Genomic DNA, 25928 nt, shown 5'->3' on the forward strand with positions numbered 1-25928 from the left:
TACATATCAATAATATTGATATATAAGGTTTTATTTGGATTTTAAAAGATTAATAGACTCAAGTATCATAATTTAAACTAAGACCTATATCAAAACTATAGATAATTGAGACATTAATTATAAATAAAATAAATAATAAGACAGTTTGTTAAAGTTGGCCATATTCAGCATCAATATACGCATTAATTAATGTCCAATCTTCAGTTTTTGAAATTTCACGTGGAAGCTCTGTTTCAAAGGATTCATAAAAATATCTACGCATACAATACTCAGTATAAGAATCCGCATAGGTTTCATAACGCGCGATGATTGTTAAGTCCATCACAGGCATTTGTGCTTGATCCCATCGTTGTCTTTTCCGACTGAAAAAGAATAGTTTCCCGAAGGTATATAAACGTCCCGCCTGTTGTCGATTACCTCTGAATACAGCATAAATTTTAAAATAATTCTGCCATGCAAGAAGATCATTGAGCGCTTTGGTCTGATCTTTCTGTGAAATCACTCGATTGAGAATTTGGGTTAATTCTCTTTTTAGTTTTTCTATTTCAGTTTTCTTAAATCGCCACGTCCATGAGAAATTCTTGTTACTTTTACGGTAAAACTTAGTCTGATGTTCAGCATACTTTTTATGGCTTAACCGTACTAATTCAGCCTCACATTTCCCAAAATCTAAGCATAGATAAGGTTTATTCAATATGAAATTAAATTGTTCATTGTCTTTATAGTATTGACGGATAAAAGTTAATTCTTGCCCGACTGTAATTTTGTCCCAGATGACAGGTTCAAGTTCAGCAATTTTATCTTTTGATGTATATGCTGAACTGGTTGTTGAAGTCACTTTGCCTATGGTTTCTTTGCTGTGACGATGGCTACTAGGGGTTTTGATCAACAAGACAAATAACCATGCATCTTTATAAAGAATGTCTTGAACAATGAGATCAGCAACAGGTAATCCTTGTTTTAGTCGATATGTTCTTTGCCGACTGGTTAAATTTAATGAATATCGTTCGGTTAATTTATGAATAATCTTTTCAATATCAATTTTACCTAACTCAGTTTGCACTATAAATTTGCAGTAAAAATATGATCCTCTTGTGACCTTATCTTGAATTTTTTGTGCGGTGTATTTTGTGTGGGGGCTGTAATCAATCATTTTATGTCATCCAACTATGCACTTTTCATGTCAATCAACAATCCACTTAAGTCCAAATTTCTTCATCCATTTTTGAATTGTTCATCAACAATAATTTTCTCTACATTTCCCATTTTGCTGAGCGCGTCAGCAATCAGCATTAATCAAATTGCGCTAGCACTGTCACCTCACGTTGTAAGGTGACAATAAAGTAGTTCCTAATGCGCATTACGAACCTTGATCAGCAAATCTTATACTTGTTTAAATAATATATCAATATTATTGATATATTAAATTAACTTTGATAATATGGCTGCATATCAATCGAATTGTGGATTGACCATCCATTCCAACTTTCTTTTTTTGAAGTGGTTTGAATGGCTGACCACCATTCAAAAACTTTGATACATATTGCCCTGAATATAAGACTAACCATCTTCATATTGCCGATGTAGCGGACTGCTGGGGAAACCTCGCTCGGTACGTTGCAACGGGGGCTAAAGGATTGCAATATCCTTTTTCTATCCGTTCATTCACTTTTTAAGAGTTCCAAGCAAATAAAAAGTGGTTGGGCGACAAGGAAACGGGAGCCTATAAGCGATTTATCGTGAAATGGTCATTTGGTTAGTAATAGCCAAGTTAGGTGTGAAATTATGAAAATAGTGGAACATTGAAACCCTGTTCAAAGTGATACAGTCAGGAGCAGCATAGGATGTGCGATAGTCTCCGTTAATAGCTGAATGTGTATGCTTGATCGAACAAGTTTTTTTACTTGGAAAAGTATGCTCATTTCCAATCACGATGGCTGCTGAGAGTGCCGTAAGGTACTAGGGCTTTGAGGCTAACGCTGGAAAAGCTGGCACCATTTTGCGCAAGCTGAATGGGTCGCTGGATAGCTTAAACGTGTAACGGCATTAATCGATAGATGCTGATTGGAGTGTAAGAGTTTTACCCTTTATAAAGTTATGTATACATCATATCCCGATATTTTTTAAGGAACTACGGTCGGGGGAAACAGGAAGTATGTATACAGGCGAGAGGATAAACGGTCTGCACATTAAGACACTTTGAAATAACTTGGGAAGCACTGAATAAAAAGGCTTAAATTGGTTAAAAGTCTATTGTATTTTTTTCAGTGTGGGAGCGATGGTGAGTAGCGCATATAAAGCAAGTATTTACTTGCGGAAATTGTGATACAAATCTTCATAGTAAGATTCGTATTAAATGAGATAGCTAGCTTAAAGCGAATCCTAAAACATTTCGATTTTTTTTCAGTCGGGATGCTCATTGCGAAAACTTGAGTCGGCACATGCGTGAGCATGTTGGACAATATGTAGAAAAGAAAGGTTAATGGAGCACTGGTCGTGTTTCTCAGTCGGAGATTGGTCTCTCTGACTAGGCCGAGATTGGTATAGTGTAAGTATTCTGAAGTTTGGTCACTGATGAAAATAAACTTATACGGGTTTGCCTGAGACATAAATCGGGATAATGCTACACCAGCATGAAAAAATCGTGGCTTGTTCTTCCAGATTAGACAAGCATAAAGCTATTGCCTAGCAGTAGAAATATGAAATGGAATATGGCCTCAGTCGGCATGAAAAAATTGAACCGCCAGTACAGGCGTAATCATCTGCTCAACAAAGAGCGTTAACAAATGCATTAGGCTCGATCCCTTAGGGACGAGCCTTACTTTAGATACTTATAAAAACTATATAATCAATTAAGAGTTTTATTTATTTTCTTAATCTAAGTTAGTATCTTACTGAAGTATATTATGAATATGATTAATTAAATCTTGATTCAATCTTTTAATATCTTCAATCTTAATTTCATTATTCTTTCTATGATTGAATACCCAATTAATAAAATCATCAGATTCTTCATAAAATTCTTTATCTGTAATATCATATTTAAAGTTTAGAGGTAGAACTAAAAAGTCAGATTGGAAAGAAGAGTAATCATATATATCTACCCAACTAAATTTTTCTTTAATTGAAAGACCTCTAAAATCCCCCCAAGCGGGAATAATAAGTCTACAACCAATAGAGTGTAATCCTCCTTTACTTTTTTGTATAAGGTGATTTTTAAATAAATGCTTAGCTATTGGCTGAATATCATCTTTAGAAAAATTAATAATTTCTAAATCATGTGTTTTATAATTTTGAACATAATAAAGTCCATCTTTTGTTATTAAAAATTTAATAATATGAAATAAACCATTGCGCGAGGTATTTAAAATACGGTTTTGTATTTTTTCTTCTTCGGTAGTATCATTTCTAAAACTATTATTTATAGAAAGGCTTTTAATTTCTCCACTTTTAATATTGCTTATTAAATCCTTAAGAAGAATAGTAGATTTATCAAGTAAAATTGGAAATTTATCCAAATAATTTAAAAACTTACGATCAATTTCATCATATTTTTTCTCTGTCAGACTAACAATATAACTTAATGCAGCATAAGGTTTTTTTTCCTCATCCAAGTTATCAAAAAAAATTTCAATATAATTACATATAGCTTTACGTAAAACCTTGCTGGCTTCTTTCTTCGCAGTGGGTAATATTTTTTCACGGTTATATGTTAAGAACTTATCGGAATTTGTATGATAAAAATCAACGATAAAGCTAACACATTCATAATTTGTGTAAAAATCTGTAAAGGACTGTCCTCTGAAATAGGTTTTATAATGATTTCGAGGAGAAAAATCGCCAAAATCTATAAGATGAAATAAAAGATTTGTTTCCTTATCAAAATAAGCTTTTCCTTCTTTGGAAGGTAATTTTAGATTGGATGAAATAGGAGAGTTTAATAAAAAGTTATTAATACTATTGTGTATCTTAATTGTTTCTACAAAAGATAAGTTTGAGTTTGGATCAATGAAGTCAAATTCTTTTAATTTATCGTCAATTAAAGATTTTTCATCAAATGAATAAGAAATATTTTGGGGTAATTTTTTGATATCGATATCAATTATAAATTCAGTACCAAAATCTATATTTTTATTTATTTTTTCAACAATTACACTTTTATTTTTATTGTTAAAGCTAATTTTTAGTTTTTGATTATCCAAAAATGAATGGGTAATCATAGTGAAACTATCTGCAAGCAAATAAGCACTTTGTAAACCAATGCCAAATGCTCCTGAAGGTTTAAACCACTTAGGCATTTCTCTAATTCTTTTTTGCTTTTCCTTGTTTTTGAAAGAACTACCTATTTCTAACATATACTTTAAATCATTTGAACTTATGCCTGTCCCTTGATCCTTAATTTTTAACACCCATTTATTTGATTTTTTCTCTTTAGGTTCAAATGTTATAGTCATTTTATAATTATCGTAGATTTCTTTTAATCGAGCTGATGTTGGGATTAAGTCCTTAATCTCATCTTGGTTTTCAAGCCATATTCTATGCAATGTGGAATCAACGGCATTTTGTAAAATTTCACGAATACTGTCAAATTTCGAAGAATATAAGCCAGTTCCTCTTACTAATTTTAAAATAGCTTCTTCATTAACTTTAAAACTTGGTTTTCTTCCTTGACTTAGAATTAAATAGGGTTCATCTATATCAACGATAGGTGTCATTAAGGTTGGCAAACGACCTAATTCTTTGCACGGAACTATTTGGTCCCAATGTTGAGTCTGTTGATGGTATTCTTGCTGTAGCCAGTTAAACCAATCATAAGCAGCCTCGTATGATTCAGGGGTAGGACATAAACATTTAATTTCAATTCGTTCCGCATCAAGTCGAAAATGTTTAATAGAATGATGCTTATCATAATGAGCTTTACTTAAATTAGGCAAATTATGACCACACATTGACATCATGATTGGACAAAACCGATTGTCATCTATGTCTAATAAATCACCCATTCTAAGTAAACAAGCAACATAAAGAGGATGGCAGTCTTCGGATGCCATGCCTGCTTCTGCTTTCGGTAGTGAATTTATTAAAGCATCAAAATTATCACCATGTGATTTACAGATATCTGCCAGTACATCAAATAAACGCTTTGGTAATAACTCATTACGTGATGAATTCAATCCTATTTCTTCAACTGGATTTCTTACTATTTTTGCTGAGTTTAGAGGATGTTTTTGTCTATACCATTCGGCTAATAACTGAATATATTGGTGAATAAAATCATGGGCTTCTGCTTTTTGAGGTAAGACAGCCTTTTTTTTAATCCATTTTTTTGCAAATTTTTTTAAATTATCATCTGAGCTATCTTTTAATGAATGAACAAACTCTTCAAATTCAGGAGTATTCATGTCTTCAATTTGTTTTTGAGTAATAACCATTCCTATATCATGGTTATATGCTGCCTCTAAAATAAGCCATGTGTCAGTAGCACTTAAAAACTTTATTTTATCTCCAAGTAATCTTTCAATATTTACTATTATCTGACGAGAATGAGAAACATCATGACGACTGTAATGTGGAAAAATAGTACTTACATTTTGAAGGGCTTTACTAATGAGCTCTTGATCAAACCGCCATTGTGATTCTAATAATTTTAAATGAGGGTGGCGGTTACAAACCTTCTCAAAATGCCTTTCTAAGCTATATAATTCTTGATCTAATAAAATTGAGTCGTTAAGCATTTCTATTACCCTATTTGTTTTCCCAACCATATTTTTCCCCCCACAAATAATATTCATTGATGGGTTAATATTTTCTAATTGCAGATACGAAATCTACCCAACATCCTTTAACTCTAAAGGTCTAACTTCATTGTATCTAAGACATTGTTATTAATTGCACTAATCATACATTCGATAGTGAATTAAGCAACTTTCATTGTGACTTTTTTATCCAAATATAACTGTTCTAAATAATCAGCCCACCACTGCATAATTTCAATTCGTTCTTCTAAATGTGTTGCTTTGTCATAAACAGCTTTTACACCATGTTTTTTATGTGCCAAACAAGCTTCTATTACTTGTTCTTTATCACTAAATTGGTTGTTTAAAGCAGTGCTGGCAATATGCCTAAAACCATGTGGGCTTTGACGGCCTCGATAACCAAGATTTTTTAAAGCATTATTTAAAGTTGCTTCACTCATTGGCTGTAAAAGGCTATCTCTACTAGGAAATAAAAAATCCGATACTGTCCTAATTTCTTTTAATTTAAATAACAGTTCTATTGCCTGTTTTGGTAAAGGTACAACATGGGTAATACCACATTTCATTGTTTCGGCAGGCTTTATCCAGATTTTTTTCTCAAAGTCAAAATCTTGCCATTTTGCATAGCGCAATTCTTGTGGGCGAGGAAAAAGAATAACAAGTAACTCTAAAGCAATTGCTGTATGCGAATTTCTATAGCTTCGAATAGACTGCACCAACTCGGGCAGTTCCTGAAGACTGACATGCTTCATATTCCCTTTACTACCTTTATCAAGATACTTCAAAATTCCATCCAAAGGGTTCGACTCTATTTGTCCATGAAACTTTGCAAGATCATAGGCATTGCGACAATGTGAAACTAGTTTCTCTACACGATTGTAAATACTTTCACTTCTAAGCATATCCTGAAAAAATGTCAGCCATTGTTGAGGTGAAATTTTGGTGAAATCCAATTCACCAAAAACAGATAAGATACGTTTTTCAATTGATTGAGTTTCTTTCTTTATTGTTATTGCAGCCCAAGTTGTTTTCTTAGTATCAAGCCAGTCATACATCAAACTTTTTAAATTAAGTTGTTGTTCCTCAATCTTTTGCAATTCAATTTCTTTTTTTGTTAATACTTTTTCATTTTGCTGTAACTTAAGAAAAATAGTTGAAGCTTCAAGTTTAGCTGCTACAAGCGATAACTGCGGATAACTTCCAATACTGTGCCATTTCCACTTCCCCGCCTCATCCTTAAAGCGGACTTGCCAAGTTTTTTTCCCTTTTGGTGATACACGAAAATAAAGCCCAGCATCACATGAAATACGATATTCCTTATCCTCAGGTTCAAGATTAAGAAGATGGGTATCTTTGATTTGTTTGATGTTATCTAAAGCCGCTCTTTTCATAGCAAAATCTCTTGTATCCGAGTAATGCAGAAAGAGTATCGGATACAAGATTGGATACACAAGAGGGCCAAATAAAGCTGTGCATAGCCAAACATAGTTGTGCAAAAAGCAGAAATAAAAAACCCATGAATCATTATAATTCATGGGTTTATATATCAAATCATTACAAAACTGTGCATATGATTACAAAAAACTGGTGGGCCCAGACAGACTTGAACTGTCGACCAACGGATTATGAGTCCGCTGCTCTAACCAACTGAGCTATAGGCCCTAAATGCTGAAAACTTTATTTATCAATAAGTTCAGGCGTCATGAATACTAGCTAAGATTTTTTGGAAAGACAAGTAATTTTATGACCACTTGAACATTTAGGCAGCAATTATGAGTGAGTTGTCTAAACCAGAATATCGGTTATTTAAGACTTCAGTATAAGAGCCTTCTCAGGCTTGAGAAAATAACAGGCAATTCAAAACAGATGAACCTCTGAATTTCAACCTTATCTTATCAATCTCATCCTGACATTGATAGATTTAACGTCTTAGTATATCTATAAGGTATCAAAATTCTTTATTAGATGAACAGAAATTTAGAGAAAAAAGCATTTAGCCGAAACAGAGTAAACCACTAGAATTCAGACTTCATTTCTTCGTCTTTACGCAAATCCTGTTTGATTTCGATTAAAGACCATACAATTATGAGTGCCAAAATCAGTATAGAAACTATAAAGGCTGCAATGTAAGTCATACTTTTCAATCTCAGCGTAGAAAGAATACGAAAATAGAAAAGACCTGTGTAAAGTCTCTTCTTCGACAAAAGTCTAATAATTAAAATGTGTTCTGAATAGTCATTTTTTCACCATTTTAAGACTTTTTTTATATTCAGTAATACTCATAAAATATTAGTGTAATTTTTCTTATATATTTTAACTCTTAATTTTTAATTTAAAAAAAAGATGAATAAATCATAGATTTTTACATTATTCACCGATTTTATTGGAAAGCCTATTGACTGTATCATCGAACAGGATGAAATTATGCAGTTCTCTTCATACGGTTTTTACTTCTCTGTACTTATGCTAAATAAATTCCTTGGCGAATCTGCATTTAAACTTGCAGGTTGGCAATATCATGTCGAACCAGATGTGCTTGAAGACAAACAGGTCATTATTGGATTTGAACACACTTCAATGATGGATGCGGTATTGTCAATTGCACTGTTCCAGATTTATGACCTCAAAATTCACACCCTAATTAAAAAAGAATTATTTAAAGGTCCATTCAAACCGCTATTAAAAGCTGTAGGGGGTATTCCAGTTGACCGCAAGGCCAATAAAGATATCGTGACCCAGATGGTGGAACATTTTCAGAACAATGAAAAGTTTAATCTGGTGATTGCACCAGAAGCAACACGGGCCAAACAGGGTGAAGCGCGCAAACCGATTCGCACCGGTTTCTGGCATATTGCCAAGGCTGCCAATGTACCGATCGTGCTGTTATATGCCAACTCCAAAACTAAGCAAGGTGGCATTCTGGGCAAGATCTATCCAACAGACCTTGCGCATGACCTGGCTTTGATCAAGCAACTTTATAAAGACAAAGTTGGTCTGGATATCGTTATTCCTGAATAAGCTTTTTAAAAGAAAAGTACGGGCATAAACAGCAATTTTGCTGTTATGCCTTGGTCATCTGTCTATATAAATGCATAAATAGAATTATAAATCCCCTTATCCTCTTTAGAATATTTTTCTCGATATTGCACTTTTTTTGTTTTTATCCTGAAATCTCAAATCCAGGCACTTTTTTTTAAAAAAACGCTTATGGTAGAATTTCGGCATTCTGATAGGCATACAGCCAATCTACAAGGAGCATAGTTCGCATGGCGGGTCATTCCAAGTGGGCCAATATTAAGCATCGCAAAGCAAAACAAGATGCGAGTCGTGGTAAAGTTTTTACCAAATACATTCGTGAATTAACCACTGCTGCAAAGCTTGGTGGTCCAGATACTGCAAGCAACCCTCGTCTACGTGCTGTGGTTGAAAAAGCATTATCAGTGAATATGACACGTGACGTGATCAACCGTGCCATTCAACGTGGTGCTGGTGGCGAAGATAACGACGACCTGAAAGAAGTGACCTACGAAGGTTATGGTGTAGGTGGTGTTGCGGTTATTGTTGAAACCATGACTGACAACTTGAACCGTACCGTACCTGACGTACGTCATTGCTTCTCTAAAACTGACGGTAACCTAGGCACCAACGGCTCGGTTGCCTTCCTGTTCACTAAACGTGGCGAGATCACTTTTGAAGATGTGTCTTTGGAAGATCAAATCATGGAAGTGGCATTAGAAGCAGGTGCTGAAGATATTGAAGTCACTGAAGATGAAATTCTGGTCATTACCACACCTGAAGCTTTCGGTGATGTTCAAGATGCTCTAACTGCTGCAGGTTTAAAATCCGATAACGCTGAAGTGGTGATGAGCCCTTCAACCAAAGCAGAAATCACAGACATCGATCAAGCGAAAAAAATCATGAAAATGATTGATATGCTTGAAGACTTGGATGATGTCCAGAACGTATATACCAACGTTGAATTCTCAGATGCCGTTTTAGCAGAACTGGATGCTTAACTATCACTGATTCAAAAAACGCACCCCTGGGTGCGTTTTTTATTGCTATCTGCCATGCTCATCTGGGATTAAACCTTATTGAGTAATCCGCTACAGTTAAAAACATTATATTCTTTAATGACAAAGCTCGAATGCAGCGCAACCACATGTTCAATTTTCCCAATCCGTTTGAGCAGGATTTCACTATAATTTTCCATATCACGTGCCACCACTTCGACAATAAAATCTGCCGACTGACCAGTGACCAAAAAGGCATTAATCACTTCAGGAATACTTTCCAGCTCTTCCAGAAATTTGGCAAAAGTGTCGCTATCATGTTTGCTTAAAGATACCTGTAACAGTACATGCAGGCTGAAACCCAATTTCTGGTAATTGATTTCACGCTTTAAGCCACTAATAATATTATGATCTATTAAGTGTTTGATCCTGCGATGCACCGAACTGACAGATAAATTTACCCGCTCGGACAGCTCATTCAAATTGACATCTTCATGCGTCAATATTTCCAGAATATGTTTATCGAAACGATCCAGTTCCATTTTTGTACTCTATATATCAATAAACAGTAAATGCAGAAATTTTTGCACTTTCTCTGTTATACAACAATTATTTATTTTTCACAAAAATTTAATATTCTGAAAATATTTTTCAAATTGTAGACGCTATTATAATAGCTTCGCAGATCCTACTATCATTCGCCTGACTCAACTGGCATCTTTCAAGCATATGAAAATAGATTCACACAAAGAGGCTTAAAATAGATAATCATCTAAATTTTTCAGCGATTTAAGATTATCAATACAATCGATAATTATAATTTCGGTGGTTATTGTCAATGTGGCTATTATCGATTGAGTTGGCGGATGGGCAGGTGAAAAATCATGCGTGTTTTTGCTATCTGTGGCAATCTGGATATGCGAGCATGATCGAAGGGATTTTCACTATTTTAAATGACTTTGACTGGGTAAATCTTATCTGGCTTTAATTCTGGTAGCATTAAACCTATACACCACGCCAGTCTACCCGTGCATTACGTTCAGCTCGGTAAGTACGGCAAATATATTCACCTAGTGGCAGCTGATTCAAGTACTGCTGATAGTCACGATATTCTTCAGACAAGCTTTCAAAATTCTCCTTTTCCCACGGTGTACCTGGAATCGCCAAAAGCGGTGCCAACATGGAACAAACCGCAATATCTGCCAGACCTAAACGATTTCCGACAAAATAGTGCCCACCTTGACTGACCAGCATTTGGTTCAGTTGCTGTACAGCCACCTCAATATGCTGTTTGGATTCTGCTACGGTTTCTTCATTCAAGGCATACCCCTTGGCAACCATTGCTTTCAATAAAGGTTTGGAAAATTTTTCAAACTGGCGCAGGTAGCCCTGCTCCCCAATTAAGATATCCAGAGACTCATGATCAGAAGTCAGTGCTTGAGAGAGCATCCAGCGGCGGACATGGCGACCTAATTCCAGCGTAATTTCATTAATTTCTAAAGCTTTATTTCGAAAATGTCCTTCTGCATACAATAAGCGGTGCTCTGGATAAGTATCATCCAGATATAAAGCAATCTGGGTGGAATCTGCGATCCAGCGGTCCTGATCGCGCAAAATAGGCAGACGATTCTGACCGGTTTTCAAGCGGGCAAAAGCGCGATGTACTCCGGGAATCAGATTGTGAGCAACATAATTCAGCTCTTTATGGTCCAGCATCCAACGTGCTTTTTCGCAAAAGTGAGATAACGGAAACTGGTATAAAGTTCGCATGTATACTCCATGTTTATGATTATTGGATCAGGGCATGTGTAAGCCACTGTTTTATTCGGATACTTTAGTCACTCAATTTTAGAAAAACAATGTGATTTTTATTCAAAAGTAAAATACTGGGTGATTATATCTCCATATTTAACGGAATCATGACAAATTCTGTTAAGCCTGACAGCCCCTATCAGGCAGCCAGAAGTATTTGATTGTAATAAACCGCAAGCGCATGACCTGACTTTAGCCGTGCTTTCATGTAAAATCGGGGGCAATTTTTATATAACGCTTTTGTGAGTTATTTCATGGGTTTTAATTGCGGTATTGTCGGCTTGCCGAACGTTGGTAAATCTACACTTTTCAATGCCTTAACCAAAGCTGCTATTGCTGCAGAAAACTTCCCTTTCTGTACGATCGAACCAAACACCGGGATTGTGCCTGTTCCTGATCCACGTTTAGACAAATTGGCAGAAATTGTTAAACCGCAACGTATTATTCCAACTACTATGGAATTTGTAGATATTGCTGGTCTGGTAGCGGGCGCATCTAAAGGCGAAGGCTTAGGCAACCAGTTCCTGGCAAATATTCGCGAAACTGATGCGATTGCTCATGTTGTGCGCTGTTTTGAAGATGAAAACGTCATTCATGTGAATGGTCGTATTGATCCACTAGATGACATCGCAACGATCAATACCGAACTTGCGCTTGCAGATCTGGACACTGTTGAGAAAGCTGTTACCCGTTTAACCAAATCTGCCAAAGGTGGCGACAAAGAAGCGATTGCCACTAAAGCAGTGCTGGAAAAGATCCTGCCTTTACTAAATGAAGGTAAACCGGCTCGCGCAGCGGACCTAGATGATGACGAACGTAAACTGGTTCGTGGTTTTGGCTTAATGACGCTTAAACCAACCATGTATATTGCCAACGTTGCTGAAGACGGTTTTGAAAACAACCCGCATTTAGATGCAGTGCGAAAATTAGCTGCTGAAGAAAATGCGATTGTAGTGCCACTTTGCAACCAGATTGAAGCTGAAATTTCATTGCTTGAAGATGAAGACCGTGCTGAATTCCTTGAAGCAATGGGTATGGAAGAGCCGGGTTTAAACGTGGTCATTCGTGCAGGTTATTCACTGCTTGGCCTACAAACTTATTTCACCGCGGGCGTGCAAGAAGTTCGTGCCTGGACCGTGAAAGTTGGCGCAACTGCACCACAGGCAGCTGGTGTGATTCATACCGACTTTGAAAAAGGCTTTATCCGTGCAGAATGTATCGCTTATGATGATTTCGTGCAGTACAACGGCGAAGCTGGAGCGAAAGAAGCCGGTAAATGGCGTCTAGAAGGTAAAACTTACATCGTTCAGGATGGTGACGTTTTACACTTCCGTTTTAACGTTTAAGTATTTACCGTTTAAAAAAGCCCCTTCTTGGGGCTTTTTTATTGCTTTTAAAAGAGGTTACATACATATAACAACCTTGCTGTCAGCGCACAATATCAACACGCATTAACAATAATAATGATTCGCATATATGAAGATTTAATTAAAGCCTATCTTAAATCTTATGAAAATTAACCCAGCTTTATCTTACTCAAATAATCCTGACGATGAGCTATCCCCCGCCTGCATTGCCTTATGATGCCTATAAAATGCGCTAGAACTTCATATCGATAGCAAGACCATGGCAATTTATTATAAGTAAGCTTCATCAAACTTCTATCAATAATATCCATGCAGGTACAGCAGGCACAAAATGAGAAGCAGTAAATTATCGTTATTTCGAAGCGTTGAACATACTTTAAATCTTTGAGGAGATCGGCCATGTCTACACGTACGTTAATACAACGCATGATTGGCAGCACATTCCTGATCTGTGATGTATTCGGCTTTTATTGGAACAGGTATGGATGCCCTATTTTTAGAGTTTATTTTGCTAAAAAGCCAGGCTGAATGACTGGCTTTTTTGGGCAAATTTGAACAAATAGGGATTTATTGCATATTGGCAATCGCTGTACCCTTCTGTTTAGGATCAGTATTTCCCAGTGCAGGATTGGCAATCGCATTCTGGCATTGCAATTTATCCCGTTCATAATCTGCCTGTTTTTGTGACAGGCCATTACCATTTTCGATGATAGTGCGCGCCCAGATATCGAGACTGGTCAAGGCCTTACGGCACAGGGCATATTTCCCTTCAGTCACCGAATCTGTCATTTTGACATTAATACGCCACTCTGTACTCAGTTTACGTACCGGTTGACGTACCTGACTTTCCAGTTGATCCACTTCTTTATCATAAACCAGTGGGTCCACTTCATTGATCAGCTGCCAGGCAGCCTTGGCATAAGTCGTCGCATCATTGCTCAGTTTAGGTGCCGGTTTAATTTCTGGCTTATCAGTCGATTGACTGTCATTCCCACACGCTTGTAATAACATTGCCGTGCCTATTAAAGCAGCAGTCAGCATTGCGCGTGTCTTGAACATCCACATATCAGGCTCGCCAATTTAAACATTTCGGCCTATGCTATTAAATTCACGTAGAATACACAATCTCCATTTGACCCATCGTTCCACTCTTCTTCAAGGTGTGTCGTGTCTGAACCGAATCAACTCGCTACCCAACCTGCTGGCTTCTGGCAAGGTGCAAAAGATAGCCAAGCAATTATCTTCACTTATTTACCGGTGTCGTTTGCGTTTGGTGTTTCAGCCACCCAGTTTGGCTTTACCGCCTGGGAAGCCTTGTTCCTGTCCTGCTCAATGTATGCAGGTGCCAGCCAGTTTTTGGTGGTCGCTCTTTTAGGCAGTGGAACATCTATCTGGATGACGGCATTAACGGTAATAGCTTTAGATATTCGCCATCTGCTCTATGGTCCGGCGCTGCAAAACCTGATTCAAGACCGGCTCAATTTAAAGAAAACAGCAATCTGGTCTTGGGGTCTGACCGATGAAGTCTTTGCCTCTGGCATGATCAAGCTCTCGCAACGGCGTCAAGAGTGGTCGGAATCATGGATGCTGGGTTTAAGCCTGTTTAGCTGGATGTCCTGGGCTCTCGGATCTTTCCTCGGTGGATTGTTTGCCGATCAGGTCAGCAACTTGCCACAGTTCTTGCAGGCTGCACTAGACTTCCTGTTACCTGCACTATTCCTGAGTTTCTTGTTGGCAGCCTTTGAAAAGAAACATACTTTTGTAGTAGCCGTCACAATTCTGGTGTCTGCGATTGCCTGTTACTTTATCGACTTGTCTGCCGCGATTTTTATCGGGATTAGTTCGGGTATTTTTGCCGGCCTGTTCAAGCACTATATTCTGAAACAGCCAGACCCTGAACACGCAGGAGATCAAGCATGAATCTAGAGATTATTCTGGTGGGAATTATAGTCGGCATTGCCAATTTCGCTTCCCGTTTCGGACCTTTTTTTGTGATTCAGAAATTTCAGCAAGGTTCGCAAAAACGTGGAGCATTGTGGCTAAAAATTGCTTTGGGCTCAATCGGTATTGCTGCGATCAGCTCCATGTTGGTGGTTGCCACCCTGCCGCCTTTATTAGAAACACCGAATAAAAGTTTTGCGATGCTGGTCGGCTTTATTGTGCTTATTGCTTTGTACTTCAAGTTTAAACAGATCGTGATGGCGACCCTGACTGCAGCGCTGACCTATGGTCTGGTGTATACCTATGTACCTATGCCTTTTTAAGGTTTAAATGATTAATCAATCAAGACAAAGGCTTATGCTAAACTCATAGTATAGGTCTTTTTTTATATAACAATAAAAACAAGGAAGGATGCGCATGTTTGAAGTCAAACAGATGATTGAAGGAAAAATCTTTATTCATCATCGGCGCGATGAAATGTTAACCTTATTCCATCGACATGAAGTACTGGGACAGTATTTTAAATGTTTTATCAATGCTCAAAACTTTACCGGACATTTTGTGGAAGTACATGTGCAGCCAGCGGATCAAGTCCGTATGGTTTATATACAGAAAAATGGCCAGAATAAAATCATAGCCATGTTGAATCACACTCAGCAAGTTTTACATTTACATCCCAGCACCATCATTTTTAGTCGCTGGAGCTGGATGCATCGGATCATTCCTAATTTAATCAAAATTATAGCTCTTTCCCTGATTTTGCTGACGGGCTTTTTCTTTCTGGTTAGCACAAGTTTTGAACGTGCCGTGCGGGATGCAACTCTCTTTAGCTTCTGGGGTTTATTGTTAGCATCGATTTTGGTCGGATTACCGATGTTGGCATTTTATTCTTATAGACGAGCACAAACTCGAAAACTACTACATCTATTCGCTCTAAGTCCAGCGCATCTTCTGGACATGGAAAAGTTAAATCCACCAAGCCGGATTTATCCTTTAGCAAAACCAGTTGAGTCACTCACCAATACCTCAATTTCAAGCCCGGATAATATTAGAAAACTTTATAAATAAAATTGTTAGGTAATATCACAATTTTATATGAATCTTGGCTTAACTGCCGGCTCAGTTCTGCTATGCTAAAAGTCCATAAAATCAAGCATGGATGACACACATGAGCGTGACTATTGGTACTCCACTTCAATCTTCTGCCTACAAAGTTCTATTATTGGGTTCTGGTGAACTGGGCAAGGAAGTGGTGATTTCCCTGCAACGTCTTGGAGTCGAAGTTCATGCTGCTGACCGTTATGATCATGCCCCTGCCATGCAGGTTGCGCATTATTCCTATACCTTGAATATGGCAGATGCTGTAGAACTTAAACAACTCATCAATCAAATCCAGCCACATTTAATCGTGCCTGAAATTGAAGCCATTGCAACCGAAGTTCTGCTTGAGATTGAAGCCCAGAACATTGCTACGGTCATTCCTTCTGCCAAAGCCGTTAATCTGACCATGAACCGTGAAGGTATTCGTCGTCTGGCTGCAGAAGAACTTGGTCTGCCCACTTCAGATTACCGTTTTGCCGACAGTTTAGAGTCTTTCCGTGCAGCCTGCGACGATGTCGGCTATCCAAACTTTGTTAAACCAGTCATGTCATCTTCAGGTAAAGGCCAGTCTCGTGTCACCTGCTTTGATGAAGTCGATGCGGCTTGGGAATATGCACAAACTGGAGGTCGGGTCAATCAGGGCACCGTCATTGTAGAATCACAGATTGACTTTGACTTTGAAATTACCTTATTAACTGTTCGTGCCAAAAATCCGGCAACTGGCGAAATCGAAACGTCTTACTGCGATCCAATCGGACATCGTCAGGACTCGGGCGACTATGTGGAAAGCTGGCAGCCTCAGCCGATGACTCCGGCAGCGCTGCAAGAATCCAAACGTATTGCCAATAAGGTTACTGCAGCACTCGGTGGTTGCGGAATTTTTGGTGTGGAACTCTTTGTAAAAGGTGACAAGGTATGGTTTAGTGAGGTTTCCCCTCGTCCGCACGATACCGGACTGGTGACTTTAGCTTCACAATTCCAAAGTGAATTTGAGCTGCATGCACGTGCTATCTTAGGCTTGCCGGTGAATACTGCACGACATAGTATAGCTGCCAGCGCGGTGATTTATGCCGGAGTCGATGGACGCAATCTTTCCTTTTCTGGTCTGGATCTTGCTTTAGCAGACGGCAACACTGATTTGCGCCTGTTTGGCAAACCGGAAGGCTTTAAACGTCGCCGCATGGGTGTCGCCACTGCACGTGCAGAAACTATCGAACAGGCACGTGAACTGGCACTACAGGCAGCAAGCCAGGTTAGTGTCAACCAGAACTAAACTGAAATACCAACGGACGACTGTACATGATCAACACCCATCCACTGCTGAATTACGCTAAAAGCAACCATGACATTAAAGCCATCAATCAATGGCGCAGTGATGTCGAAAATCAGCTTCAGGAAAGTTTTGAAAATGGGCAGTCGATTCGGGATATTATTCTGGCACGCTCCAACCTGATCGATGAAGCCCTGCAGTTTCTTTGGCAGCATGCCGAACTGGATCAAACTGATTTGGCTCTGTTTGCTGTCGGGGGCTATGGCCGCCGTGAAATGCTGCCTTATTCTGATGTCGATATCATGATCTTGTCAGAAGATGAGATTAGCCCAGAACAGGAACAGCTGATTTCTATATTTATTTCATCGCTATGGGATGTTGGGAATTTCAAACCAGGCATCAGTGTCCGTACCATCAATGAATGTGTCAATCAGGCCAGTAGTGATTTGAGTGTAGCTACCACCCTCATCGAAGCACGCCTGATTACTGGCAATGAAAATCTATGCAAATGGCCACGTCGCATCGTGTCACGTACATGGACCGACAAAACCTTTTTTGATGCCAAGATGGATGAGCAGCACAAGCGTTATGCTCAGCACAACAATACTGAAAGCAATCTGGAACCGGATATTAAAAATGCGCCAGGTGGTATCCGTGACATTAACCAGATTGGCTGGATTGCCAAACGGCATTTTCGCGTCAACCGGATTTATGATCTGGTACATCTCGGTTTTATTTCAGAATTTGAACTCGGTGTACTTGAGGAAGCCGAAAGTTTCCTCTGGGAAATCCGCCATCATCTGCACCGCTTGACCAAGCGCGATGAAAACCGCTTATTATTTGATTATCAGCGTGATATTGCAGCCAAGTTCGGCTATGTGCGTGAAGAAGGCCACCACCCAAACTATCCTATCGAACAGTTCATGAAGCGTTATTATCGCACTGCACAGCAGGTATCGACGCTGAACGAAATGTTGCTGGCTTATTTCAACGAATCGGTGATTACCCCGCGTTTGCCGCAATATGAACGCCAGATTGAAGAAATTAATGAAAATTTCAAACTGGTCGATGGCAAACTGGCTGTCCAGCATCACAAGATTTTCTCGGAAAATCCAAGCGCAATTCTGGAAATTTTCTATCTGTTGGCCAACCGTCCCGAGATCGAAGGCATACGTGCGCGTACCTTACGCCTGCTGACCTTGGCTGGAAAACGCATTAATCAGGATTTTCGTGATAATCCGGTGCATCAGGCGCTGTTCATGGCAATTATCCGCTCACCGCATCGGCTGTACGACACCATGGTCTCCATGAAGCGTTACGGTGTGCTCGGAAATTATATTCCGGCCTTTGGTCAGATTATGGGGCTGATGCAATATGATCTGTTCCACATCTATACGGTCGATGCGCATACTTTATTGTTGCTACGCAATTTAAACCGCTTTAAAGAACCTGAATTTGCCAAAGAATTCACGGTGGTCAGTTCAGTATTCCAGCGTCTGACCCGTCGTGACATCGTCTATCTGGCAGCAATTTTCCATGATATTGCCAAAGGTCGCGGTGGTGATCACAGTGAACTTGGCGCCAGCGATGCGATCAAGTTTTGCCGTAGTCACGGCTTTACCGAACGCGAAAGCAACCTAGTGGCCTGGCTGATCCAGAATCATCTGGTAATGTCTGTCACCGCCCAGAAAAAAGATATTTCCGATCCGGATGTGGTCAAGGAGTTCGCCGAAAAAATGGGCGACATGGAGCATCTGGATTATTTATACACCCTGACGGTAGCCGATATTAATGCCACCAATCCGAAGCTGTGGAATACCTGGCGCGCCTCGTTAATGCGTCAACTATATACTCAGGCACGTGACGTAATCCGTTCTGGTCTGGGCCGTCCGGTTGATTATCAAATGCTGATTGAAGATACCAAATTTGCAGCCAGTGAACTTCTGGTTCAGGACTTCTCACTGGATGAGGTCGAAAAAGTCTGGCAGGAACTTGGTGATGACTATTTCCTCAAAGAAACAGCAGATGAAATTGCTTGGCATACCCGTGCCATTTTACAGCACGGCGACAATCCTGCCCCGCTGGTGCTGATGCGGGCACATCGTAATTACGCCCAGGATGCGGTACAGATCTTCATTTATACGCAGGATCAACCCAACCTGTTTGCCACCACGGTGGCTATTCTGGATCGTATGAACCTGGATGTACAAGACGCACGGATTATTACTGCCACCAAAGCCTTCAGTCTGGACACCTATGTAGTACTCGACCGTTTTGGTACCTTATTGACCGATCCAGAACGCGAAGCCACAGTCATTGAAGCCCTAAAAGATGCCTTAAGTCATTCAGATGAATATCCGGGCTTGATGCAGCGCCGGATCCCACGTCAATTACGTCATTTCGATATTGAAAATACAGTCGATATCAGTATCAATCCTGCCTTGAATCAAAATATGGTTGAAATTGCCACCCTCGATCACCCTGGTTTACTTGCCAAAATCGGTGGTTTATTTATGATGCAAGGCCTGGATATCCACTCTGCCAAAATTGCCACACTTGGCGAACGTGCCGAAGATATATTCTTTGTCACCAAAAAGAATGGTATACCAATGACCCCAACGGAGTCTCAGGAATTTGCAGCTGCGCTCAAAGCTGCCCTGGATGAGGCTTCACATCAGGTCAGCGGCCAACACTAACATTTTGCTCGGTAACACATTCATGAACTCTAGCTTGTCTCTACTGCATCCTTATCCGTTTGAAAAGTTAAATCAGCTTTTTGCGGATATCCAGCCTGCTAATATGCCGTTAATTCCCCTGTCGATTGGCGAACCAAAGCATCTTGCACCGGAGTTTGTGAAACAAGCCATTATTGATAATTTCAAGCATTTGTCGACGTATCCAAATAGCAAAGGCTTGCCGGAGCTACGTGAAAGTATCGCCCAATGGCTGACGCGCCGTTTTCAGCTAAATAGCATCAGTGCAGACAGCAATATCCTGCCTGTTTCCGGTACGCGTGAAGCGATTTTCTCGTTTGTACAGGCTTTGGTGAATCGTGAAGAGGCACCTTATGTGGTCATGCCGAATCCGTTTTACCAGATTTATGAAGGTGCAACACTGCTCGCAGGTGCCAAACCTTATTTCATCAACTGTACTGAGGAGAACAATTACCTTGGTGATTTTGATGCTGTTCCGGCAGAAGTCTGGGAAAAAACTGCACTGCTATTTGTTTGCACCCCGGGCAATCCAACCGGAGCAGTATTATCCAAAGAACAGTTTAAAAAACTGATTGCCCTGTCGGATCAATACAACTTTGTGATTGCTTCAGACGAATGCTATTCGGAACTGTGGTTTGATGAGGCACCTGTAGGTTTACTGGAAGTTTGTGCAGAAATCGGCCGGGATGACTATAAAAACTGTGTAGTGTTCCATTCACTGTCTAAACGTTCTAACCTCCCGGGCATGCGTTCAGGTTTTGTTGCTGGTGATGCCAGCCTGTTAAAACCTTATTTGCAATATCGTACTTACCACGGCGCGGCGATGCCGGTTCAACATCAACTGGCGTCGATTGCTGCCTGGGATGATGAAGCGCATGTGGAAGAAAACCGGGTGCAATACCGGGCCAAGTTTGATTTATTTCAACAGGAACTCGGACATTTATTGCCATTGAAAAAGCCAGATGCCGGCTTCTACTACTGGTTAAAAGTCGACAACGATGAAGCCTTTGCTAAACGCCTGATGGAAGAAGCACATATTAAAGTTCTTCCGGGTCGCTATTTATCCCGCGATACCGAACAGGGCAATCCGGGTGAACATCATGTACGTCTGGCACTCGTAGCCGATCTGGCGCAATGTGAAGAGGTTATTCGACGGCTGAAAGCTATCCTCTAAGTTTTGATCAAAACTAAAAAACCCACTGGTTTAAAGTGGGTTTTTAATTGAAATCAGATGAGTTCTATTTTTATCTCATACTGAGAAAATGATGCTAATCATTACAATACTTTGGCAATTTCATCTTCAAGATCTTCAGGCTTGGTGGTCGGAGCAAAACGGTTCAATACCTTGCCATCACGTCCGATCAGGAACTTGGTAAAATTCCATTTAATCCCATTGCCTAAAATACCTTTGGAATTATTGGTCAAATAGCGAAAAATAGCATGTGCCTCAGGGCCTTTGACGTCCACCTTGGAAAACATCGGGAAAGATACCCCGTAATTTTTCTGGCAAAATTCACCAATCTGTTCATTGGAACCTGGATCTTGACCACCAAACTGGTTACATGGAAAGCCTAAAATTTCCAGACCTTGATCTTTATATTTTTCGTAGAGTTTTTCCAATCCTGAAAACTGGGGGGTAAAACCACACTTACTCGCTGTATTGACAATCAAAAGTACCTTGCCTTCATAATCCGCAAGCGCCTTGCTTTTGCCATTTAACAATTCAGCTTCAAACTGATAAATGTTAGTCATGGATAGGTTTCCTCATCATTTTTTTCTTGTGTTTCTAGATCTAGAGAAGCCGAGTTGACACAATAACGTAAGCCTGTCGGTTCCGGACCATCCGGAAAAACATGCCCTAAATGTGCGTCACAATGATGACAAACAATTTCGGTTCTGACCATTCCATGTGAAGTATCAGGTAATTCTTCTACTACTGAATTGCTGATAGGACGGTAGAAGCTTGGCCAGCCACAGCCGCTGTCATACTTGGTCTCTGATGAGAACAGCGGGGTGCCACAGCAACGGCAAACATAGGTTCCATCTTGCTTAGTATTCCAGTATTTTCCAGTAAATGCCGGCTCTGTGCCTTTCTCGCGGGTAATGCGAAATTCCTCAGGTGATAACTCTCTTTGCCACTCACGGTCTGTTTTATTGAGTTTTCCCATGCTTACGCACCTTTTTATCTTGCTATTTAAAATAGGATAATCCTATATTTACGTGATTCATTTTAAAAATTCTAGTCTTTATTCAATATTTTACAAAAGATAATAATGCCCATAAAAGCAAAAAGTAAGCAAATGCAAAATATATAAGTAAGCAATTTATGTATTAAATGATTCTATGTGAGCAAATTTAGTGATATCCTTAGTTTTAAATTTTCTCAGGATTAAAAAATGTCGCAAAAGAAGAGCGTAATTTTTAAAAATCTGCTGCCTGTGATCAAACAGTATCAACAGCTTGGATTTACGCATGAGAAAATTGTTGCACTACTCCGCGATGATCACCATCTCGATCTAGTCACAACTGAGACATTTAAAAGTTATTTATATCGTTATGCAAAAGTGACCTCCACTCCATCCGAGAACATCAAAATGCCGAACACTATCCAATCCCCTCGCGAAATCAAGAAATCATCCAAGCTTGATCATGTTTGCTACGACATTCGCGGACCTGTGTTACGAGCGGCCATAGAGATGGAAGAAGCTGGCCATAAAATCATTAAATTAAATATTGGTAACCCTGCCCCATTCGGCTTTGAAGCGCCGCAAGAAATTATCAATGATGTAGCTTTAAACCTGCCAAATGCGATTGGCTATACCGATTCCAAAGGGATTTTCCCGGCGCGTAAGGCCATCTGCCAGTATTACCAGCAAAAAGGTATTCTGGATATGCACGTCAATGACGTCTATGTCGGTAATGGGGTATCGGAACTGATCGTAATGGCCATGCAAGGCCTTCTGGATGATGGCGATGAAATGCTGATTCCGATGCCAGATTATCCACTCTGGACGGCAGCAGTGAATTTGTCTGGCGGTACAGCGATTCACTATAAATGTGATGAAGAAAATCACTGGTATCCAGATATTGCCGACATGGAAAGCAAAATCACGCCGAATACCCGCGGCATTGTGATTATTAACCCGAATAACCCGACTGGTTCGGTTTACCCACGTCATGTCTTGCAACAAATCGTCGACTTGGCCAAGAAATATGACCTGATTTTATTTGCTGACGAAATCTATGACAAAATTGTCTACGATGGGATCGAGCATGTTGCTGTGGCTGCCTTGGCAGGTAATCAACTTTGCGTATCATTTAACGGCTTGTCTAAAGCGTATCGTATTGCCGGTTACCGTTCGGGCTGGATGGCAATCACTGGTGACAAGTCTCGTGCAGCAGATTATATCGAAGGTCTGGATATGCTGGCGTCGATGCGCCTGTGCGCCAATCATCAGGCACAATATGCGATTCAGACTGCGCTGGGCGGTTATCAGTCCATTAACGACCTGATTCGTCCAGGTGGGCGTTTATATGAACAGCGCAACATTGCCTGGGAAATGCTGAACGAGATCCCCGGGGTATCTTGTGTCAAGCCTGAAGGTGCAATGTACTGCTTCCCGAAACTGGATCCGAATGTGTATCCAATTCAGGACGATGAAAAACTGATGCTGGATTTGTTACGCGCAGAGAAAGTACTTCTGGTTCAAGGTACAGGCTTTAACTGGCCGACACCGGATCATTTCCGTGTAGTATTCCTGCCGGCTGAAAATGAACTGCGTGAAGCTATTACGCGTGTTGGCCGTTTCCTGGCCAAGATGCGTTAATTCCGGCACCAGACGATATAAAAAAAACCGCATTTTTAAATGCGGTTTTTTTACTTTTCTGAAAAGTTCAGGTTTTAACTTATACATTTTAAAAAGCCTGGCGGTTTTCTTGCACAAATTTCTGTACTCCAGGGTTTCTTAACGGGCAATTCTTCCTCAACCATAAAAATTCATGTTATTTTTTGACCAAATATAAAATTCTATGAGTACACGGATGTCCTCAAATACAATAAAACTCAGCCTGCTCCTTTGTCTTAGCATGTGCTTAGGTATTGGTATTCTTCGTTTTTCTTATACCGCCCTGTTACCTGGTACACGCGAGGCCTTTGGCTGGAGTACAGATTTTGCCAGTCTCTTGGGCAGCGCCAATTTGCTAGGCTATTTGATCGGCGCATTTACCGCCATGCGCCTGCCTCAAGACCGGAGTATGAGCACTTATATTCAAATTTCAGCCTTTGCCGGCATGTTCAGCCTGATGTGCTGTGCATTTTCTGGTTTTTCTGAAGCATGGTATATCGCTTGGCGGATTATTTCCGGGATCAGCGGTGGATTAATGATGATCTTATCGCCGAGTGTGGTCGCGCAGTGCTGTGAACTTCAAGACCGTCTTAAAATCAACTTTATTGGTTTTAGCGGAATTGGAGTAGGTGTTTTAGTTGCAACCCTGTTTCTGCCCTATCTGGATCAAATTTCCGTCCAGACTGCATGGCTGATCTTGTGGGGCTTTGCCCTGCTTATGTCTACTGTTTTAAGCTTACTACTACAGCAGTTTAAACCCTATCTTTCTCTACAGGCACCTGCTGTTACCGCTCATCTCCCTCTGAATAGTATTTTTTATAGTTTATTGACGGTATACGCCTGTAGTGCATTCGCCTATATACCGCATTCACTCTTCTGGATTGATTATTTAAGCCAGCAGTTGGGATTGAGCTTGTTCTGGATTAATTTCAACTGGATTCTGTATGGACTAGGCAGTGCCTTAGGTGCCTTGAGTGCTTATGCACTGGCCAGAAAATGGGGTAATTTTGCTGCACTGAAAATTCTTTATAGCCTTTATATTATGGCCATTTTTATTGCGACTCTAGATGCCTATCCCTTACTCACTTTTAGCTCTTCCTTTTTTACCGGGATGCTAAATCCCGCTGTGGTCTTCCTGACCTCTTATACCATTTTGCAACTGTATGGATTGGCTTATAAAAAACTCTGGAGTATTGCCACCTTATGTTTTGCCACTGTTCAGCTGATCGGTGGCCTCAGTTTCAGTACCCTACAGTATCTGGGATTAAGCTACCATCAGCAGTTTATATTGGCTGCATTTGTCCTTTTATTGGGAACCCTGCAACTATTCTGGCATACAGGTTTCACCGGACTCAAAACCAACAAACACTTTCAGCCAGATTCTACTCAAAAAGAAGGTACCAAATAAGGATACGGGTTCGTGGGCCCTTGCCCACCTAAATAAATCCCATAATGTAAATGCGGCGGGGTATTTTTGGCATTACCCGTATTGCCCACATAAGCAATAACTTCACCTGCCTCAACCCAGTCACCTTCCTGAATATGTTCTGCATAATCGTCCAGATGCGCATAATAATGTTGGCTCATATTTGGACCGGTCACCCAGATGATTTTTCCACCCAGATTATTGGTCCCAATCTTCCGTACAATACCTTGAGTTGCGCTGAATACAGGTGTACCACGTTTGGCGAAAATATCTGTACCTTCATGTTTACGACCGGCACTACGTGCTGCCCCCCAGGTATCATTGATTTGACCGACTGTTACCTCTTCCACCGGAATCTGTAGCGGCGCTTCTAACTCGGTTCTTTGTAATTGCCAATATAGATATGGGCTTTTCCATCCCGCTGCCTGACCTGACGGCGGTGGCTGACAGGCCGTCAGTAAAAACCCCATAGACAACAGTAAGCTTATAATCCAAAAAAATTTCACCAATATTCGCATCTAATTAAATAAATGACTTTTATCTTAATCACAACCGCCTAATTTAAAATCATAATCCTGTTATTTTTAGTGATGATTTTATATAAGCTAGGACTTACGCACTATTATTTATAGATTTTCTGTGGCAGCAGATGATTCTTATCGAGAATAAATTCATCAATAAAG

General features: G+C 39.9%; 20 protein-coding genes and 1 tRNA gene. 11 read left to right on the top strand and 10 right to left on the bottom strand.

What is annotated here, in order from left to right:
• Positions 1-148 precede the first annotated feature (148 nt).
• From VXQ92_RS12935 to VXQ92_RS12950, 4 genes are all read right to left on the bottom strand, one after another.
• Positions 149-1153, bottom strand: a complete 1005-nt coding sequence (locus VXQ92_RS12935; RefSeq protein WP_127800873.1) for a hypothetical protein — start codon at positions 1151-1153, stop codon at positions 149-151.
• 1738 nt (positions 1154-2891) lie between these two features.
• Positions 2892-5735: an ATP-binding protein gene (locus tag VXQ92_RS12940; protein ID WP_416682036.1), complete on the bottom strand. Its 2844-nt coding sequence runs from the start codon at positions 5733-5735 to the stop codon at positions 2892-2894.
• A gap of 182 nt (positions 5736-5917) precedes the next feature.
• The gene (locus tag VXQ92_RS12945) at positions 5918-7147 is read right to left on the bottom strand and encodes a tyrosine-type recombinase/integrase (protein ID WP_416682018.1); all 1230 of its coding nucleotides are present in this window, start codon (positions 7145-7147) and stop codon (positions 5918-5920) included.
• Between the two features lie 194 nt (positions 7148-7341).
• Positions 7342-7418 (bottom strand) — tRNA-Ile (locus VXQ92_RS12950).
• An 801-nt stretch (positions 7419-8219) separates the two neighbouring features.
• On the opposite strand from VXQ92_RS12950, the gene VXQ92_RS12955 reads away from it, so the two are divergent.
• Positions 8220-8774: a 1-acyl-sn-glycerol-3-phosphate acyltransferase gene (locus tag VXQ92_RS12955; protein ID WP_064096678.1), complete on the top strand. Its 555-nt coding sequence runs from the start codon at positions 8220-8222 to the stop codon at positions 8772-8774.
• 248 nt (positions 8775-9022) lie between these two features.
• Positions 9023-9772 (top strand): YebC/PmpR family DNA-binding transcriptional regulator, encoded by a 750-nt coding sequence (locus VXQ92_RS12960; protein ID WP_004731522.1) that lies wholly within the window; start codon positions 9023-9025, stop codon positions 9770-9772.
• 68 nt (positions 9773-9840) lie between these two features.
• On the opposite strand, the gene VXQ92_RS12965 is transcribed toward VXQ92_RS12960, so the two are convergent.
• Positions 9841-10311 carry an Lrp/AsnC family transcriptional regulator gene (locus tag VXQ92_RS12965; RefSeq protein WP_004645518.1) on the bottom strand — a complete coding sequence of 157 codons (471 nt, stop codon included), beginning with the start codon at positions 10309-10311 and terminating at the stop codon, positions 9841-9843.
• 463 nt (positions 10312-10774) lie between these two features.
• Positions 10775-11539 (bottom strand): glutathione S-transferase family protein, encoded by a 765-nt coding sequence (locus VXQ92_RS12970; protein ID WP_416682020.1) that lies wholly within the window; start codon positions 11537-11539, stop codon positions 10775-10777.
• Positions 11540-11835: 296 nt separating this feature from the next.
• Between VXQ92_RS12970 and ychF the strand changes: the two genes are divergently transcribed.
• Positions 11836-12927 carry a redox-regulated ATPase YchF gene (gene ychF / locus VXQ92_RS12975; RefSeq protein WP_416682021.1) on the top strand — a complete coding sequence of 364 codons (1092 nt, stop codon included), beginning with the start codon at positions 11836-11838 and terminating at the stop codon, positions 12925-12927.
• 588 nt (positions 12928-13515) lie between these two features.
• Here ychF and VXQ92_RS12980 read toward each other — a convergent pair.
• On the bottom strand, positions 13516-14013 hold the full coding sequence (locus VXQ92_RS12980) for a hypothetical protein (protein ID WP_416682023.1): 498 nt from the start codon (positions 14011-14013) through the stop codon (positions 13516-13518).
• Positions 14014-14115: 102 nt separating this feature from the next.
• Here VXQ92_RS12980 and VXQ92_RS12985 point away from each other — a divergent pair, with 102 nt between their 5' ends.
• The 6 genes from VXQ92_RS12985 (at position 14116) to dapC (ending at position 21148) form a co-directional block, all read left to right on the top strand.
• On the top strand, positions 14116-14868 hold the full coding sequence (locus VXQ92_RS12985; protein ID WP_004278940.1) for an AzlC family ABC transporter permease: 753 nt from the start codon (positions 14116-14118) through the stop codon (positions 14866-14868).
• Positions 14865-15212 carry an L-valine transporter subunit YgaH gene (ygaH, locus tag VXQ92_RS12990; protein WP_416682025.1) on the top strand — a complete coding sequence of 116 codons (348 nt, stop codon included), beginning with the start codon at positions 14865-14867 and terminating at the stop codon, positions 15210-15212. Before VXQ92_RS12985 ends, ygaH begins: the two co-directional genes overlap by 4 nt.
• Before the next feature lie 94 nt (positions 15213-15306).
• Entirely contained in the window at positions 15307-15957 is a 651-nt protein-coding gene (locus VXQ92_RS12995; protein ID WP_416682027.1) for a hypothetical protein, read from the top strand.
• A gap of 91 nt (positions 15958-16048) precedes the next feature.
• Entirely contained in the window at positions 16049-17263 is a 1215-nt protein-coding gene (purT, locus tag VXQ92_RS13000) for a formate-dependent phosphoribosylglycinamide formyltransferase (protein ID WP_416682028.1), read from the top strand.
• 26 nt (positions 17264-17289) lie between these two features.
• A complete protein-coding gene (gene glnD, locus VXQ92_RS13005) occupies positions 17290-19956 on the top strand; it encodes a [protein-PII] uridylyltransferase (protein WP_416682030.1) in 2667 nt (888 codons plus the stop codon).
• Between the two features lie 22 nt (positions 19957-19978).
• Complete coding sequence (dapC, locus tag VXQ92_RS13010; protein ID WP_416682032.1) at positions 19979-21148, top strand: succinyldiaminopimelate transaminase; 1170 nt, start codon at positions 19979-19981, stop codon at positions 21146-21148.
• Positions 21149-21249: 101 nt separating this feature from the next.
• Here the strand turns inward: dapC and VXQ92_RS13015 are convergent, their stop codons facing one another.
• Positions 21250-21726: a glutathione peroxidase gene (locus VXQ92_RS13015; RefSeq protein ID WP_064096654.1), complete on the bottom strand. Its 477-nt coding sequence runs from the start codon at positions 21724-21726 to the stop codon at positions 21250-21252.
• A complete protein-coding gene (msrB, locus tag VXQ92_RS13020; RefSeq protein WP_064096653.1) occupies positions 21723-22142 on the bottom strand; it encodes a peptide-methionine (R)-S-oxide reductase MsrB in 420 nt (139 codons plus the stop codon). The genes VXQ92_RS13015 and msrB overlap by 4 nt, the downstream gene beginning before the upstream one ends.
• 228 nt (positions 22143-22370) lie before the next feature.
• On the opposite strand from msrB, the gene VXQ92_RS13025 reads away from it, so the two are divergent.
• Together VXQ92_RS13025 and VXQ92_RS13030 are read left to right on the top strand one after the other, a co-directional pair.
• Entirely contained in the window at positions 22371-23801 is a 1431-nt protein-coding gene (locus VXQ92_RS13025; RefSeq protein WP_064101862.1) for a pyridoxal phosphate-dependent aminotransferase, read from the top strand.
• Positions 23802-24015: 214 nt separating this feature from the next.
• Positions 24016-25227, top strand: coding sequence for a YbfB/YjiJ family MFS transporter (locus VXQ92_RS13030; protein ID WP_064096651.1), 1212 nt, complete (start codon positions 24016-24018; stop codon positions 25225-25227).
• Here the strand turns inward: VXQ92_RS13030 and VXQ92_RS13035 are convergent.
• The gene (locus VXQ92_RS13035) at positions 25206-25763 is read right to left on the bottom strand and encodes a M23 family metallopeptidase (protein ID WP_416682034.1); all 558 of its coding nucleotides are present in this window, start codon (positions 25761-25763) and stop codon (positions 25206-25208) included. The two genes, VXQ92_RS13030 and VXQ92_RS13035, sit on opposite strands and share 22 nt — an antisense overlap.
• Between the last annotated feature and the right edge of the window lie 165 nt (positions 25764-25928).

The organism is Acinetobacter sp. 228 (assembly GCF_048147885.1).

Excerpts from the sequence above, each read along its gene's own strand:
- VXQ92_RS12935 (WP_127800873.1), bottom strand. The coding sequence starts at position 1,153 with ATGATTGATTACAGCCCCCACACAAAATACACCGCACAAAAAATTCAA.
- VXQ92_RS12940 (WP_416682036.1), bottom strand. The coding sequence starts at position 5,735 with ATGCTTAACGACTCAATTTTATTAGATCAAGAATTATATAGCTTAGAA.
- VXQ92_RS12945 (WP_416682018.1), bottom strand. The coding sequence starts at position 7,147 with ATGAAAAGAGCGGCTTTAGATAACATCAAACAAATCAAAGATACCCAT.
- VXQ92_RS12955 (WP_064096678.1), top strand. The coding sequence starts at position 8,220 with ATGCTAAATAAATTCCTTGGCGAATCTGCATTTAAACTTGCAGGTTGG.
- VXQ92_RS12960 (WP_004731522.1), top strand. The coding sequence starts at position 9,023 with ATGGCGGGTCATTCCAAGTGGGCCAATATTAAGCATCGCAAAGCAAAA.
- VXQ92_RS12965 (WP_004645518.1), bottom strand. The coding sequence starts at position 10,311 with ATGGAACTGGATCGTTTCGATAAACATATTCTGGAAATATTGACGCAT.
- VXQ92_RS12970 (WP_416682020.1), bottom strand. The coding sequence starts at position 11,539 with ATGCGAACTTTATACCAGTTTCCGTTATCTCACTTTTGCGAAAAAGCA.
- ychF (WP_416682021.1), top strand. The coding sequence starts at position 11,836 with ATGGGTTTTAATTGCGGTATTGTCGGCTTGCCGAACGTTGGTAAATCT.
- VXQ92_RS12980 (WP_416682023.1), bottom strand. The coding sequence starts at position 14,013 with ATGTGGATGTTCAAGACACGCGCAATGCTGACTGCTGCTTTAATAGGC.
- ygaH (WP_416682025.1), top strand. The coding sequence starts at position 14,865 with ATGAATCTAGAGATTATTCTGGTGGGAATTATAGTCGGCATTGCCAAT.
- VXQ92_RS12995 (WP_416682027.1), top strand. The coding sequence starts at position 15,307 with ATGTTTGAAGTCAAACAGATGATTGAAGGAAAAATCTTTATTCATCAT.
- purT (WP_416682028.1), top strand. The coding sequence starts at position 16,049 with ATGACACACATGAGCGTGACTATTGGTACTCCACTTCAATCTTCTGCC.
- glnD (WP_416682030.1), top strand. The coding sequence starts at position 17,290 with ATGATCAACACCCATCCACTGCTGAATTACGCTAAAAGCAACCATGAC.
- dapC (WP_416682032.1), top strand. The coding sequence starts at position 19,979 with ATGAACTCTAGCTTGTCTCTACTGCATCCTTATCCGTTTGAAAAGTTA.
- VXQ92_RS13015 (WP_064096654.1), bottom strand. The coding sequence starts at position 21,726 with ATGACTAACATTTATCAGTTTGAAGCTGAATTGTTAAATGGCAAAAGC.
- msrB (WP_064096653.1), bottom strand. The coding sequence starts at position 22,142 with ATGGGAAAACTCAATAAAACAGACCGTGAGTGGCAAAGAGAGTTATCA.
- VXQ92_RS13025 (WP_064101862.1), top strand. The coding sequence starts at position 22,371 with ATGTCGCAAAAGAAGAGCGTAATTTTTAAAAATCTGCTGCCTGTGATC.
- VXQ92_RS13030 (WP_064096651.1), top strand. The coding sequence starts at position 24,016 with ATGTCCTCAAATACAATAAAACTCAGCCTGCTCCTTTGTCTTAGCATG.
- VXQ92_RS13035 (WP_416682034.1), bottom strand. The coding sequence starts at position 25,763 with ATGCGAATATTGGTGAAATTTTTTTGGATTATAAGCTTACTGTTGTCT.